Consider the following 14,752-nt stretch of genomic DNA (forward strand, 5'->3'; position numbering starts at 1 on the left):
ACATATTTTTCTAGTATTCCGTTTTTTACAGCCAATTTTCATTAAACGCTTCTTCTGTGAATCCCACAGTGACCTTTTCACCGTCTGTTACGATTGGCCTTTTAATCAGCATTCCGTCAGAGGCTAGAAGTTCTGCCATTTCCTCTGTACTTGCATCTTTAATTTTATCCTTCATATTCAACTCACGGTACTTTTTCCCACTCGTATTGAAAAATTTCTTCGCAGGCAAACCACTTTTAGCGATCAGATCTAACAGTGTTTCTTTTTTTGGTGGTGTGTTTACGATATGTATGGTTCTATAATTGATTTTATTCTCATCCAACCACTTTTTCGCTTTTTTACATGTCCCACAATTCGGATACCAATAAAATGTTACCGCCATTTACAACCCTCCCTTTCCGATCTATTTATATTTCATTTTACCATGACTCGTGGTAATTATTCATTGTTTTTGCAGGGAAATATGTAAACATTTGAAACTATATTCAACTCCACGTCTTGTTTGTGTTCCTTTTACAATAACGCAAATAATAGATAATATCCACTGATATCAAAGAATAACAATAAAGCTGGGACAAATAGTGTCTTTAACAAATAAATTCCAAATAAACATTGCTTCGGAACATATTCGTTTGTGATTTAAACACTTTCATTTTGTCCCAGCCTTGGTAATAGTTATACGAGATACTTTTCTTCTTCAATGATCGTTGCAGCTATTTCTCGTTTTTTCGCAATCACATTTGTTGGTGTATGACGTGTTAGTTTTCTTAGTGATGACAGCATCGTGCGCAATGTATCACCTTCTTCCACCGCAATTAATGTTTCTTTTGCATGTGCTTCAATACGATTGAATGCTTCCTGTACATATACTTGTGTATAAAGCAGCTTTTGTTTATTTGACTTCTCCCCTGACGTATTGATTGCTTTTTCTGTGCGGAGAATAGTTGCTTCTATGTTGTATACTTCGGCAACCATGTCAGCAAGATTCACTAAAATTTCCTGTTCGTTTTCAATCTGCTGCATGTATTTCTGTGCAGCAAGGCCTGCACCAAGCAGGACAATTTTCTTTGCATTTTTCAATAGGTGTTTTTCTTGTAATAACGTTTCGTCATCAACTTCCTCATGATTCATCATCATTAATTCTTCTTGCAGGCTTTGTGCTTTTTGCAGCAATGGAAGTTCACCCTTCATTGCCTTTTTCAGCAATGTGCCCGGAACAAGCAAGCGATTGATTTCATTTGTTCCTTCAAAAATGCGGTTGATCCGTGAATCGCGATAGATCCGCTCCACCTCATACTCCTGCATGAATCCATAACCGCCATGCATTTGGAGCGCTTCATCGGCCGTATAATCCAGTAATTCTGTAGCCATATATTTTGTCATGGAACACTCAATTTGATATTCGGCAATGGCACGCGCTACCTCACGCCCGTCTTTTAGTTGTTCGTCTGTTAATGCCCCCATACGTTGCTCAAACAAACCAACCGTACGATAAACGGAACTTTCATTCGCATATATCCCCGCAGCCATCGTTGCCAATTTTTCCTGTGTTAATGAAAAGCTCGAAATGGGTGTGTTAAACTGTTTACGCTGATTGACATATTTGGTCGCTAACTCCAATGCACGTTTGGAACTACCAACACCCCCAACCGCAAGCTTATAACGACCGATATTTAGAATATTAAAGGCAATAATATGACCGCGGCCTTTTTGGCCTAATAGATTTTCCACAGGTACTTCCGCGTCTTCCAATACAAGCGTTCGGGTTGAAGAACTCTTAATCCCCATTTTTTTCTCTTCCGGACCAGTAGATACGCCTGGGAATTCACGCTCAACGATGAATGCTGAGAAGTGCTCCCCATCAATTTTCGCATATACAATAAACACATCTGCAAATGCTGAGTTTGTGATCCACTGTTTTTCTCCATTTAAAAGATAATGCGTTCCGGCTTCATTTAATGTAGCCGTGGTCTTTGCGCTCATCGCGTCAGAACCGGAGCTTGGTTCTGTTAGTGCATACGCAGCTAAAAGCTCTCCTGTCGCAAGTTTTGGCAAATATTTCTCCTTCTGGGCATCATTACCGAAAAATACAATTGGAAGGGATCCAATTCCCACATGCCCTCCATGCGTTACCGAAAAGCCACCTGCGCGTGAAAATTTTTCCGTAATTAAAGATGAACTAATTTTATCCAGTCCCAGACCACCATATTCTTCCGGGACATCGGCTCCCAACAATCCTATTTCACCAGCTTTTTTCAATAAAGCCACGGAATGCTCAAACTCATGATTTTCTAAGTTATCAATCTTTGGTACTACTTCACCTAACACAAAATCTTCCGTCGTTTTAGCAATCATTTTATGCTCTTCTGTAAAATCTTCTGGTGTAATTACATCATCTGCCGTCAAATCTTCCGTTAAAAATGCCCCACCTTGGAAAATCTTTTCCTTTGTTTCACTCATCTGAATCTCCCTTTCCAGTTTGGAATTATTTTTTAAAGCACATGGAGTTATAAAAGTTCAAATACGCCTGCAGCCCCCATTCCGCCACCAATACACATCGTAACAACACCATACTGCTCCCTGCGGCGTTTCATTTCATGGATGAGGCTCAGCGTTAATTTTGTCCCTGTCATCCCAAGCGGATGGCCAAGTGCGATTGCCCCTCCATTGACATTCACTTTATTTATATCCAGGTCCAATGCTTGAATGACGCGCACAGATTGAGATGCAAATGCCTCATTTAATTCAAATAGGCCTATGTCTGAAAGTTCAAGACCAGCTATTTTCAATGCTTTTGGTACAGCTTCAACAGGGCCTACGCCCATAATTTCCGGTTCCACACCAGCTACTGCAAATGAACGGAATTTAACAAGGGATGCTAATCCTTCTGCTTCTGCCTTTTCTCGATCCATGACGAGAACAGAAGCTGCTCCATCACTCATTTGCGATGCATTTCCAGCAGTAACAGATCCCTTTATGTTAAAAGCTGGTCGAAGCTTCGCAAGCACTTCTGTCGTTGTCTCCGGACGCACTCCTTCGTCTGTTGTGAACTGAAATGTTTTTTCTTCCACTTTATGCTTCTTCCCAACAACACGATTTGTTACGTTCACTGGTACGATTTCTTCCTCAAATTTCCCTTCTTTCATGGCTTTTGCTGCACGCTCATGGCTTTGGACTGCAAATGCATCCTGATCCTCTCGTGAAATATGGAAGCGATTCGCTACTTCTTCTGCGGTATGCCCCATTTCCATATAATAGCCAGGAGCATTTTGAACCAACCTAGGGTTTGGCTTAATAACATGGCCACCCATTGGAATGAGACTCATCGACTCCGCTCCACCTGCAATGATCGTATCACTGGCGCCAATCATAATCCGCTCTGCGGCAAAGGCTATACTCTGTAAGCCTGATGCACAATAGCGGTTAATTGTAATCCCCGGTACATCGTTTCTTAAACCGGCAAGCCCTGCGATATTACGAGCCATATTCATGCCCTGTTCTGCTTCCGGCATGGCATTTCCAATAATCACGTCATCAATATTTCCATCATAATTTCCTGCACGCTTAAGCGTATCTTTAATGGTCAATGCCGCTAAATCATCCGGGCGACTATTTGCGAGTGATCCTTTATTGGCTTTTCCTACAGGGGTTCTTGCACCTGCAACAATTACTGCTTCCTTCACATTTTCTCCCCCTATCATTTAGTTACGTAGTGGTTTTCCCTTTACAAGCATATGCTGCATCCTGGCTTGAGTCAGTGGTTCCTGGATTAAGCTCAGGAATGCTTCACGTTCTAAATCAAGCATGACCTGCTCATCAATCATGGTTCCTTCCTTCATTCGTCCGCCTGATAACACATACGCTAATTTTTCAGCTATTTTCACGTCATGATCAGATGCATATCCACCGAATCGCAGCGATTTTGCACCAAGCAGCATCGCCCCGTATCCTGCATCCCCTACGACAGGAATTTTTTCACGCTTCGGTGCCCGATAACCGGCTTTTACCAAAGCCAATACCTTCTCTTTTGCATCATAAAGCAAGTGATCCGGATTTGTGCTTATACTATCCTGATTATTCAAAAATCCATTCTCACGCGCTTGGACAGCTGATGTAGAGACTTTGGCCATCGCTATTTTTTCAAATACATCATTCGCTACTTTCGTCAGATCAAAATGAACACCTTCAGGCAAGTTGCGAAGCGCTTTTAAGTAAAGTTCCTTCGTTCCACCACCGCCGGGGATTAAGCCAACGCCAAATTCAACCAAACCCATATACGTCTCCGGGGATGCTTGAATAGCTGCAGCCGGCAGAGAAACTTCTGCTCCTCCCCCGACAGCCATATTAAACGGCGCTGCTACAACGGGTTTGTCAGAATACTTAATGTCCATCCCCATGTTCTGAAATTGACGAATAACCATATCCAATTCAAAGATGTTATCGTCTTGTGCTTCCATTAACATCATGGCAAGGTTTGCCCCAACAGAGAAATGTTTCCCCTGATTTCCAATAACAAGCCCTTTATAGTTTTTCTGCACTTCTTTAAGTGCAGAATGAACCATTTGAATAATGTCCAGACCAATCGCATTGCTCTTCGAATGAAATTCAAGTCCTAAAACGTCGTCCCCTAAATCTATTAAACTTGCGCCGGGATTCTTTTTAATCACCCCGTTTACGTCTTTTAGCTTTTGAAGATGGATCTCTTTTTTATTAAATGTTTGCTCCTTGTACTCGCCTTGATCATAGTAATAGACAATGCCATTCTTCTGTTTATAAAAAGACTCCCGCCCCTCTTTACGCATTTTTTGTATCCATTCTGGAATACGCTCGCCTTCCTCCTGCATACGTTGCACTGATTGTTGCAGCCCAATCACATCCCATGTTTCAAATGGGCCAATCTCCCAGCCAAATCCCCATTTCATTGCTTGGTCGATAGAAACGATATCATCAGCAATATCTCCAAGTAGCTCTGCTGAATAGATTAGTACCGGCTTCAGCACTGACCATACGAGGTCTCCAGCTCTATCTCCCTCCGATTTTACAAGCGCTTTCAATTTACGGCGTGGTCCTTTTTCCTGTTTCGCCATTTCCGTCGCAGCTGTATTTAATGTTTTGCGATCCTCGTATTCTAGTGTTTCCGGATTTAATTCATAAATGGTACTTCCATCTTTGCCTTTCTTCTTCAGGAAAAATCCTTGAGCCCTTTTTGCACCTAACCAGCCTTTTTCCTGCATTTTTTTCATAAAATCAGGTACGTCAAAAACTTCTTTTTCCGCACCTTCCACTTGATCATGGACATTTTTTGCTACATGGATGAACGTATCTAAACCAACGACATCCAATGTTCGGAAGGTCGCACTCTTTGGTCTGCCGATCATCGGACCTGTGACAGAATCTACTTCACCGACAGTGTATCCGCCTTTTAACATCGCTTTAACCGTTACAAGCAAACCGTAAGTTCCGATGCGATTGGCAATAAAGTTTGGTGTATCCTTTGCTTCAACAACTCCTTTGCCTAATACATTTTCACCAACTTTTTTCATAAATTCGAACACTTTCGGATCTGTATCTTTGGTCGGAATTACCTCAAGCAATTTTAAATAACGGGGTGGATTAAAAAAATGGGTTCCGAGAAAGTGCCTCCTAAAATCTTCTGAACAACCTGCAGCCATGTCCTCCACTGAAATTCCAGATGTATTTGAACTTACAATCGTCCCTTCCTCGCGGTATTTTTCAACACTAGCAAATACTTTTCTTTTCACATCCAGGTTTTCAACAACGACTTCAATAATCCAATCTACATTCGCAAGCTTCTCCATATCATCCTCCATATTACCAACCTCGATTAAATCAAGGCTTTTCTTTGAGGTAATGGGAGATGGGTTTTGTTTGATAAGTGCTTTCTTGCTTTGTGTTGCCATCCGGTTACGTACAATCGGATCCTCGAGTGTCAATCCCTTTTGCTCCTCTTCCTTCGTTAGCTCCTGTGGTACAATATCAAGCATAATCGTTGGTATTCCTACATTAGCCAAGTGGGCAGCAATGCCAGAGCCCATCACACCCGATCCAAGCACTGCAGCACGCTTGATTGATTGCTTCATGTTTTGTCCCCCAATCGTTATTTGAATGAATACTCATTCATTTTTTGAGAAAAAAGAAAAGATAGTCGCCTATCTGTCTAATCTTTAGTATAAATTATAATCAGATATTTCGCAATAAAAATGTTCCTATTTTTTATAAAAGGGGCAGGTCCTTTGCCTCAGAAAGCCTCTCCGTAAAAAGAGCTCTTTGATCAATAGATCCAATAATTAAGGAAGAAATTCAGATAATGAAATCGGCCAGCCCTATGTTCTAGATCCGACACTCACGCTTTGGGATTCGTTATTAATTAGCATCTATTCAAGCCGATATACACCATCTGCCTCTCTTGAAAAACCACGCAAATTCTTTCCTATACTACAACATCATAACCTTGATCTTCCACCGCCTCGCGCATATCCGCTACCGTAACCTGTACATCATCATAGGTAACATCCACTTTTCCAGTACCTATGTTTACCTCTACACTGGTTACACCATTTAGCTCTCCTAAAGCATCTTTCACCACTGATTCACAATGACCACTTGTCATCCCTACTACATCTAGTGTTGTTTGCATTTATAATTTCCCCTTTCGTATTTTTTGGTAACTAACACCTATATCAGCAATTGTTCGTATAGGCGCGTTATTTATACTATCACTAACCATTGCAACTTTTTTGCCTTGTCATTTACTATATCCTTTTTTTCCTCTAGTAAAACCTGTGAAAGCACGGGAACGTTTTGTTCACTTTCCCAATAACCAATTAGAAGGGAGCGCTTACCGACCACTGTATTTTTCCCCTCCATATGATCCTCTCTCTAGTACATCATTTCCCTAATTTTTGCCCGTCCATGTACTTGAGTGCTTCTCTCTGATACATCGCTACCCTTATTTTGCTCATCCATGTACTTGAGAACTTCTCTCTAATACATCGCTACCCTTATTTTGCTCATCCATGTACTTGAGAACTTCTCTCTAATACATCGCTACCCTTATTTTGCTCATCCATGTACTTGAGTGCTTCTCTCTGGTACATCGCTACCCTTATTTTGCTCATCCATGTACTTGAGTGCTTCTCTCTGGTATATCGCTACCCTATTGCTCATCCATGTACTTGAGTGCTTCTCTGTACAGTTGAGTGCAATATGTTCATTGTCTCTTGCCAACACAATAGTTTCCATATCCAAACAACACCATTTGCTTCGGATACGATCACACATCTTTTTTATAAAATCGTAATCATTCTTGTTTACAAAACGTAACCATTACGATATGATATGTAACGTATTACATGAAATGAGGGAATGATACGTGAGAATAATTCAAGGTCTTATTATTTTAATTACAATAGGAATAGTTGCTGTTGGATGTTCATCATCCGATGGAGCATCTGATGATAATGAAGGACTTAAACTATATGCCTCCGTTTATCCGATCCAATATGCGATTGAACGGATTGGAGGACAAACCGTTACTGTGGAGTCGGTGTATCCGCCAGGGGTAGATGCACACACCTATGAGCCTACTTCAAAAGACATGACCTCTATTGCCAACAGCGATGCATTTATGTATATGGGTGCTGGGATGGAAGGTTTTGCAGAAACGGCAGCAGAGGCACTAGCCACGCAGGACGTACGTTTAGTAGAAATAGGACAACAAGAAGAACTATTTCATACCGATGAACCGGAAAAAGACGGCAACGCCGATGAATCAGATAACCACTCACACGATGGGCACAATCACGGTGATCATGATCCACATATATGGATTGACCCGCAGCGAATGATTGATATGGCAGCTATTATTAGAGATGAATTAATCGATTTAAATCCCGATCAAGCAGAACTTTACAACGATAATTTTAACACACTAGAAAAAGATTTAATCGAACTGGATGAAAACTATAACGAAACATTACAAGCAAATGATAATAAAAAAATCTTAGTTTCTCATGCAGCATATGGCTACTGGGAGGAACGATACGGAATTGAACAGATTGCAATCAATGGATTATCATCAAGCAATGAGCCCTCTCAGAAAGAATTGACACAAATCATTGATCAAGCCGAAAAGCATAACCTGGATTATATTATTTTTGAACAAAATAGTTCCAATCGTGTTTCAGAAATTATCCAGGAACAAATCGGTACAGAGAGCTTAACCATTCATAACTTATCGGTTTTAACAGACACCGATATCGAAAATAATGAAGACTATCTTTCCTTAATGGAGAAAAATCTAGAAATACTGAACAAAGCAACGAGTAAATGAAAGGAGTGAGGAGATGGCAGAGCCAGTCGTTTCCATGAAAAATATAAGTTATGCCTATGAACAAAGTAATGTATTGCAACATGTTAATTTTGAAATCCCTCGTGGTGCATTCATGGGATTATTAGGTCCTAACGGAGGTGGAAAAACAACCCTGGTTAAACTCATTCTTGGAGTTTTGAAACCAGACAGCGGATCCATCCAACTTCTGAATCAACCGATAGAGAGATTCAAAGAATGGGATAAATTCGGATTTGTTTCTCAAAAGGCCAATTCCTTTAATAAAGGATTCCCTGCTACCGTGTATGAAGTTGTTTCCATGGGGCTTACAGCTAAAGTAGGCTACTTGAGGTTTTTCAAAAAACAACATAAAGAAAAAATTCTTCAAGCCATTGATCAAGTAGGGATGCTTGATTATGCTTATAAAAACGTTGGAAACTTATCCGGGGGGCAGCAACAACGTGTATTTATTGCGCGTTCATTAGTAAATGAACCGGAGCTCTTAATATTAGATGAGCCAACAGTAGGTGTGGACAATGAAAACGTCCGCCGCTTTTACGATCTGCTGCATCAACTCAACGAAGAACGTAACATCACCCTACTACTCGTCACGCATGACACAAGTACTATGACAAAGCATGCAACAGATATTGTTTGTTTAAATAAAACACTGCATTTTCATGGGAATCCGGATGAATATACGTCCTTATCTGAAAAAGACCTATCCGGATTTTATGGTTACCCCGTAAACATTGTCACACACGCAAATTAGTTGGAGGAACGCTTATGTTAACAGATTTTTTTGAATATGATTTTCTACGATATACATTTTTAACAGGCCTACTGATCGGGATTATCGCTCCGTTACTTGGTACATTTATCGTTGTAAGGAGGCTCTCACTTATTGCAGATGCCTTGTCCCATGTTACATTAGCAGGAATTGCATTTGGTTTAATGTTGGAAAAGTTCGCGATCACATTTTTCGCACCTTTATATAGTGGAATGTTTTTTTCCGTCATCGGTTCGATATTAATTGAGAAATTACGAAATGTGTACAAAGCCTATCAGGAGCTGGCGATTCCAATTATTCTATCTAGTGGCGTCGGATTAAGCGTCATTTTCATTTCTGTTGCTGATGGATTTAATACAGAGTTATTCAATTATCTCTTTGGATCGGTTTCGGCTGTTAGCCAGAATGATTTCTTTACAATATTGGGTATTTCTATCTTTATCATCTTTGCTGTTATACTATTTTATAAGGAACTTTTTACCCTATCCTTTGATGAAGAACATGCAACAATATCCGGTATTCATGCCAAACGCATCCATATGCTTTTTATTGTTTTAACAGCATTGGTTATTGCAGCTTCCATGAGTATCGTTGGTGTGCTGCTCGTATCAGCATTGATGACATTACCTGTTGCTGCAAGTATGCGACTTGCTAAAGGATTCAAGCAAATGATGTTCTTATCTATTGTATTTGGTGAACTCGCTGTTATTATAGGATTAATAACCGGTTATTATTTAAGTATCCCACCGGGTGGTACAATTGTTATGGTAGCCATTATTATTTTATTAGCCTCCATTGGTGTCAAACAATTTAATTTTAAATTTAAGAAAGGCAGGGAAGCGAAATGAATGTAAATGAAGCAGTCGATCGTTTAAAAGAAAAAGGATATAAAACAACCGGGAAGCGAAAAGACATTTTAGAATACTTTGAAGAAGCGAATGGATATCGTACGGCTAAGGATTTAATTCAACATATGGAATCCAACTACGAGGGGATAAGTTTTGACACAGTTTATCGCAATCTCCATTTGTACGATGAAATAGGAATATTAGAAGCAACCGAATTAAATGGTGAAAAACAATTTCGTCTGAATTGCACCGACCATCACCATCATCATTTTATTTGTAACGATTGTGGAAAAACAAAAGAAATAGAAGTTTGTCCCATGGATGAAATAGAAAACACGCTCACTAATTATGCGATTGAAGGACATAAATTTGAAATTTATGGTTTGTGTCCGATGTGTCAAAGCAGATGAACGTAAAGGTTTATATTTTCGTTGGAATCGGTGGAATGATTGGAGCTGTAATTCGTTATAGTATTTCCACCTTGCTTATGTCGCAACATGGGTTTCCATATGCTACGCTAGTAACTAATTTAATCGGTTGTTTTTTACTTAGCTTCATCGTAAATCATGAAATACTAAAGCGAAAACTGTCACCGGAACTCTTTACAGCGCTTAACGTCGGACTGATTGGGGCTTTCACTACCTTCTCTACATTCGCTGTTGAAACTATGGAATTATGGAGTTCCAATCGCTTTATAACAATGAGCTATATTTTAACCAGTGTAGTTGGGGGAATCATATGCTGTTATATGGGGTTTAGATTCGCAACGAAAAAGCAAAGGCAGACTTCTATATGATAATTTTATGGATTGCCTTAGGTGGATTTGCTGGAAGTATTGCACGATTTTATATTTCCGTAAAAACGAATAAACACGTCATCGGCACATGGACTGCTAACGTTACAGGTTCTATTTTGTTGGCCTTATTATTCTATTTTCACATGACAGATTCTATCTCAGAATGGATTTGGTTCTTTTTGGGTATTGGATTTAGTGGTGCCTATACAACTTTCTCCACCTTTGGAAATGAAACCTTACAGTTCATTCTCAATAGAAAATATGTACATGCAGCAAGTTATGTTACCGCCTCTCTTACTATCTCCCTTTTCGTTGTTTTTATTGTGTTTTCTTTATTTACATCATCGTAGAGCTTGAGACTTAGCCTCAAGCTCTACGACTGCCTTAGCCAAATACTTCCTGCAATACATTCGACTCCTCATGATCCAGCATATTCTTTTGAATCACTTCATAGACAGGTTTATTCATCTGTTCTTTCAATTCATTTGCGGGATCGGATTCACCGATTATATAAATCTTCTCCCAACCTTTGTCTTTTGCTTGCTTATCCAATTTCGGAGCAATTTTTTTATACCAACGCTGCTGATTTGCCTCAATTCTATCTTTGAATTTATCCGTATATTGATTAGTCGATGAAGCCCCTATATCTGTAGTCGTTTTTTCACGCCAATTATCTGTATCAATATCCAACTCATAAGAATAGGTATTTTTTATTTCGTTTAAATAAACATCGATGACTTTTATCTCATTTTGTTGGACGAGTATGATTCCTGAATTCGGATATTTGGCGCTCAATTGCTTCAATTGTTCTAATTGTGGTGTCTCTTGCCAATAAAATGCTGTCTCTAGTGGCATTTGTACCCGCGTTGCAAACCATACTTCTCCGTCCGCTGTAGCAAATAGTACAATCCCCTTTAAAAAGTTCTGTTCATTGCCCTTGACGAATCTTTCCACCTTTTCTTTAACCGCTTGAAAATTCTTCTGTTCTTCCTTATCATCATCTTCATTCAGATAGTTTTCAAAGTTACGTAATCCGTTTTTTAGATGAATTTTCCATTCTCCACCCTGCTGGTCAGGATCAGATGGATCAGTGTTTAAATACATCGTAAATACTTTGTTGGAATTATCATTTCTTACAGTCTCTAATTTTTGAATTTCCTTATTTAAATCCATAGTAGACCTCACTCCTGTACAAGATTATTCCTTTGCCTAGTAGTATATGTCCTTTACGCCTTTGATTTAAACATACCATTGCAGTAATTTGTGGTTATATATCGGATTTCAAGAAGTATCGGCCATTATTCTGGATCCATTTTATACCTCGTATGAACACTTTTCTCTTGCTACAACTTTATATAATATCATCAAATCTAACGATATTTGTGATTTATATCCTATTTCAAGCAAGAGGAAGCGAAGGTTTCGGTACCGATTCATTATTTTTTATCGATCATCATACATTGTAAAGGAAGTATTGGGACAAGGTGGTTAACATGTGATTAAAAAAATGATTGTCATCATAGCAGGTAGTTTCTTGATTGCAATTGGCATTAATTATTTTGTTATCCCACATCAATTATTGGATGGTGGAATCATTGGTCTCGGATTAATAGGAAAATATGCATTTGGGCTGCAGCCAGGGCTCATGATTATTTTGCTGAGCATTCCTTTATACGTGATTGCCTTTCTCTGCAATCGGAAATTCTTTTACAATGGTATACATGGACTTTTACTATCTTCATTCTTTATTGATATCATGCACCCACTAGTTTCATTTGAAGGAACACCACTACTGATTAGTTCATTAATTGGCGGTATCCTTATCGGCACAGGAATGGGACTCATGCTATTAACAGAGACAAGTACAGACGGGATAGAATTGTTTGCATTAATGCTCTCGAAACTAACTGCCATTAATGTTGGCGTTTTGATTTTTATGATCGATGGTATCGTCCTATGGTTTGGCTGGGTTGTAATTCCAGACATAGCAATGATTTATTCCATTTTATTGATTTTTATGATTGGGCTGACGACGTCTATCATTACAAGTGTATGGGACAGACGTAGAAAAGGCAGCTAAGGATGATCGTCTTTCACTGCCTATATTGTTATTTCCATTTCACATGTAGACGTTATTTCATACATAGTCTAAAGCAAGTTTATACAAACGTTTTTTATCATCTTCATTAAAACTTGAGGAGCATCCTAGTATGAAGATCAATTCCAATGGTTCTTCCCAAGTGTCGGCGGATATACAACCATTATGGAAGAAGTAGGTTTTCGAGTAATCTTTGCAAATCACTTTGGTAGAAGATCGACACCATTAGTTGAAAATAATTTTAAAAAACCATGTTTAACGAAACTAAGGGGATTGCAGATTATAAAAGAATCAGCGTTATCGAAAAGAAGGTGTGAAACAAGGAGATCCCTATATTTCCCTGCTTCACGCTTAGACTTTTATCATGAAAATTCACTAGCTGTAGTTGATTAAGAAATAGCTATGGCAATTACTCCAATTACCATAATCGCCGCAGCAATAATTCGTCGTCTTCCAAAATTCTCGTTGAAGAAAACGACTCCAAGTACTGCGCCAATTAAAATACTCAACTCTCTTACCGGCGAAACATAACTCACCGGGGTAGTCACCATTGCCATTAATATCAAAATATAAGCCAATGGATTCAAAAAACCTACACCAATCGTCTCCAGCTTCAGCTGCTTCCAGTCTTGACGGACTTCCTGCCAATGTTTTTTAGCAAATGGAATAAGTAAAAGTACTTGTCCAAGAATACTACCATAACTGAGTAAGATTGGATGGATTACCGTCACACTGACAATATATTTGTCCAAAAGAGAATAACTCGCAATTATGCATCCAATCAAGAGCCCATACAAAATCGCAGGAAGCACATTTTTTTCTTGTAAAATCCGTAAGCCCCCAGTAAATATAAACACACTGAAAATAATAAGTAAAATACCTATCTGCCCCACTCGATTCAGCTCTTCTCCCAATAAGAAAAACGCTGATATCGCAATCAGCATTGGACCAATTCCACGGGCAATCGGATAGATCAATGAAAAATCTCCTACTCGGTATCCCTTTTGTAAGGCTACTGCATAAAGCATATGTAAAACAGCACTTGCCAAAATTAATGTGAGTTCTAACCATCCAAACTTCATATCAGATAATACGATAATAACAGCAGCAAGGGGGCTATAAATTACAGCACTCACAACCATATAGAGCCATACAAAAGCAGTACCCCCTGATGACTTTTTTGCTAAGAAATTCCACATTGCATGAATAACAGCGGAAATTACGACAATAATTAATGCCCAAGTCGCCATTTGGTGCTCCTCCTTCACCCAACAAGCTTCATACGCTATCAAATTAAGATCATTCATTTTCTTATCTATGTATTCATCCTATCACTTTTTGCTCCGTAAATCATACTACATTAACAATCAGATAACAGTTTTAACATTTGTTACTTATTTCCCTTGTTATTGGGCTGGGACAAAGGCGTTTTCAACAAATAAATTCCGAACAGACATCGCTTCTAAAATTATCCTTCGCGCACCTTAGGGCGGCTGGTGAGGCCTCTTGTGCGCTTCGTGTTGCAAGTGACTTCGAGGGGGCAGCACTCCTCGCAAAAAAGATTGCTATCGCACTTCGGTGTCTCACCTATGCCTTCCCTCCCACTGGAGTCTCCGCATATTTCCTACGCTAAGTTTGATAATATTCGTCTTTTTAATAAAACACGTTTGGTTTGTCCCAGCCTCATCTATTTCTCTGCTAGAAAAGCGAAGAAAGTTATACGTTCTAATCCATTAAAACGTCCCCTTGCCTTTTTGTAGACAAGGGGATAATAACAATAATATAGTAATAGCCTCCAATGAGTTAGCTCCCAGGATCGTATCATACGGTTCTGGTTGTGATTTATAAATTAAAATTGCCAATATAGAAA

At 39.2% G+C, this 14,752-nt stretch carries 15 protein-coding genes; 7 read left to right on the plus strand and 8 right to left on the minus strand.

The window, feature by feature from the left end; all coding sequences use genetic code 11:
- Positions 1 to 25: 25 nt before the first annotated feature.
- The 6 genes from KFZ56_RS13350 to KFZ56_RS13375 all read right to left on the minus strand — a co-directional run bounded on the left by KFZ56_RS13350 (position 26) and on the right by KFZ56_RS13375 (position 6,888).
- Positions 26 to 382 (minus strand): arsenate reductase family protein, encoded by a 357-nt coding sequence (locus tag KFZ56_RS13350; protein ID WP_222642405.1) that lies wholly within the window; start codon positions 380 to 382, stop codon positions 26 to 28.
- Positions 383 to 675: 293 nt separating this feature from the next.
- Positions 676 to 2,460 carry an acyl-CoA dehydrogenase FadE gene (locus KFZ56_RS13355; protein WP_222642406.1) on the minus strand — a complete coding sequence of 595 codons (1,785 nt, stop codon included), beginning with the start codon at positions 2,458 to 2,460 and terminating at the stop codon, positions 676 to 678.
- 47 nt (positions 2,461 to 2,507) lie between these two features.
- A complete protein-coding gene (locus KFZ56_RS13360; RefSeq protein WP_222642407.1) occupies positions 2,508 to 3,683 on the minus strand; it encodes an acetyl-CoA C-acetyltransferase in 1,176 nt (391 codons plus the stop codon).
- Positions 3,684 to 3,701: 18 nt separating this feature from the next.
- Entirely contained in the window at positions 3,702 to 6,101 is a 2,400-nt protein-coding gene (locus KFZ56_RS13365; protein ID WP_222642408.1) for a 3-hydroxyacyl-CoA dehydrogenase/enoyl-CoA hydratase family protein, read from the minus strand.
- 350 nt (positions 6,102 to 6,451) lie between these two features.
- A complete protein-coding gene (locus tag KFZ56_RS13370) occupies positions 6,452 to 6,658 on the minus strand; it encodes a copper ion binding protein (protein ID WP_222642409.1) in 207 nt (68 codons plus the stop codon).
- Positions 6,659 to 6,729: 71 nt separating this feature from the next.
- A complete protein-coding gene (locus KFZ56_RS13375; protein WP_222642410.1) occupies positions 6,730 to 6,888 on the minus strand; it encodes a hypothetical protein in 159 nt (52 codons plus the stop codon).
- Positions 6,889 to 7,393: 505 nt separating this feature from the next.
- Between KFZ56_RS13375 and KFZ56_RS13380 the strand changes: the two genes are divergently transcribed.
- Genes KFZ56_RS13380 through KFZ56_RS13405 form a run of 6 tightly spaced genes read left to right on the plus strand, consistent with a single transcriptional unit; the run spans position 7,394 to position 11,134 of the window.
- Positions 7,394 to 8,353 carry a metal ABC transporter solute-binding protein, Zn/Mn family gene (locus KFZ56_RS13380; protein ID WP_222642411.1) on the plus strand — a complete coding sequence of 320 codons (960 nt, stop codon included), beginning with the start codon at positions 7,394 to 7,396 and terminating at the stop codon, positions 8,351 to 8,353.
- A gap of 13 nt (positions 8,354 to 8,366) precedes the next feature.
- A complete protein-coding gene (locus tag KFZ56_RS13385) occupies positions 8,367 to 9,122 on the plus strand; it encodes a metal ABC transporter ATP-binding protein (RefSeq protein WP_222642412.1) in 756 nt (251 codons plus the stop codon).
- 14 nt (positions 9,123 to 9,136) lie between these two features.
- Complete coding sequence (locus KFZ56_RS13390; RefSeq protein WP_222642413.1) at positions 9,137 to 9,988, plus strand: metal ABC transporter permease; 852 nt, start codon at positions 9,137 to 9,139, stop codon at positions 9,986 to 9,988.
- Positions 9,985 to 10,398 (plus strand): Fur family transcriptional regulator, encoded by a 414-nt coding sequence (locus KFZ56_RS13395; RefSeq protein ID WP_222642414.1) that lies wholly within the window; start codon positions 9,985 to 9,987, stop codon positions 10,396 to 10,398. The genes KFZ56_RS13390 and KFZ56_RS13395 overlap by 4 nt, the downstream gene beginning before the upstream one ends.
- Positions 10,395 to 10,784: a fluoride efflux transporter CrcB gene (crcB, locus tag KFZ56_RS13400; protein WP_222642415.1), complete on the plus strand. Its 390-nt coding sequence runs from the start codon at positions 10,395 to 10,397 to the stop codon at positions 10,782 to 10,784. The genes KFZ56_RS13395 and crcB overlap by 4 nt, the downstream gene beginning before the upstream one ends.
- Positions 10,781 to 11,134: a fluoride efflux transporter FluC gene (locus KFZ56_RS13405; RefSeq protein WP_222642416.1), complete on the plus strand. Its 354-nt coding sequence runs from the start codon at positions 10,781 to 10,783 to the stop codon at positions 11,132 to 11,134. The genes crcB and KFZ56_RS13405 overlap by 4 nt, the downstream gene beginning before the upstream one ends.
- A 34-nt stretch (positions 11,135 to 11,168) precedes the next feature.
- On the opposite strand, the gene KFZ56_RS13410 is transcribed toward KFZ56_RS13405, so the two are convergent.
- A complete protein-coding gene (locus tag KFZ56_RS13410; RefSeq protein ID WP_222642417.1) occupies positions 11,169 to 11,957 on the minus strand; it encodes a VLRF1 family aeRF1-type release factor in 789 nt (262 codons plus the stop codon).
- Between the two features lie 322 nt (positions 11,958 to 12,279).
- On the opposite strand from KFZ56_RS13410, the gene KFZ56_RS13415 reads away from it, so the two are divergent.
- Positions 12,280 to 12,864 (plus strand): YitT family protein, encoded by a 585-nt coding sequence (locus KFZ56_RS13415; RefSeq protein WP_222642418.1) that lies wholly within the window; start codon positions 12,280 to 12,282, stop codon positions 12,862 to 12,864.
- A 407-nt stretch (positions 12,865 to 13,271) separates the two neighbouring features.
- Here KFZ56_RS13415 and KFZ56_RS13420 read toward each other — a convergent pair whose 3' ends face one another.
- On the minus strand, positions 13,272 to 14,132 hold the full coding sequence (locus KFZ56_RS13420; RefSeq protein ID WP_222642419.1) for an EamA family transporter: 861 nt from the start codon (positions 14,130 to 14,132) through the stop codon (positions 13,272 to 13,274).
- Positions 14,133 to 14,752: the final 620 nt, after the last annotated feature.

Origin of the sequence: Virgibacillus sp. NKC19-3 (genome assembly GCF_019837165.1) — a bacterium.
Lineage (GTDB): Bacteria > Bacillota > Bacilli > Bacillales > Amphibacillaceae > Virgibacillus_L > Virgibacillus_L saliphilus.

Coding starts and splice junctions, on each gene's coding strand:
- KFZ56_RS13350 (WP_222642405.1), bottom strand. CDS start 382: ATGGCGGTAACATTTTATTGGTATCCGAATTGTGGGACATGTAAAAAA.
- KFZ56_RS13355 (WP_222642406.1), bottom strand. CDS start 2,460: ATGAGTGAAACAAAGGAAAAGATTTTCCAAGGTGGGGCATTTTTAACG.
- KFZ56_RS13365 (WP_222642408.1), bottom strand. CDS start 6,101: ATGAAGCAATCAATCAAGCGTGCTGCAGTGCTTGGATCGGGTGTGATG.
- KFZ56_RS13370 (WP_222642409.1), bottom strand. CDS start 6,658: ATGCAAACAACACTAGATGTAGTAGGGATGACAAGTGGTCATTGTGAA.
- KFZ56_RS13375 (WP_222642410.1), bottom strand. CDS start 6,888: ATGGAGGGGAAAAATACAGTGGTCGGTAAGCGCTCCCTTCTAATTGGT.
- KFZ56_RS13385 (WP_222642412.1), top strand. CDS start 8,367: ATGGCAGAGCCAGTCGTTTCCATGAAAAATATAAGTTATGCCTATGAA.
- KFZ56_RS13390 (WP_222642413.1), top strand. CDS start 9,137: ATGTTAACAGATTTTTTTGAATATGATTTTCTACGATATACATTTTTA.
- KFZ56_RS13395 (WP_222642414.1), top strand. CDS start 9,985: ATGAATGTAAATGAAGCAGTCGATCGTTTAAAAGAAAAAGGATATAAA.
- crcB (WP_222642415.1), top strand. CDS start 10,395: ATGAACGTAAAGGTTTATATTTTCGTTGGAATCGGTGGAATGATTGGA.
- KFZ56_RS13405 (WP_222642416.1), top strand. CDS start 10,781: ATGATAATTTTATGGATTGCCTTAGGTGGATTTGCTGGAAGTATTGCA.
- KFZ56_RS13410 (WP_222642417.1), bottom strand. CDS start 11,957: ATGGATTTAAATAAGGAAATTCAAAAATTAGAGACTGTAAGAAATGAT.
- KFZ56_RS13420 (WP_222642419.1), bottom strand. CDS start 14,132: ATGGCGACTTGGGCATTAATTATTGTCGTAATTTCCGCTGTTATTCAT.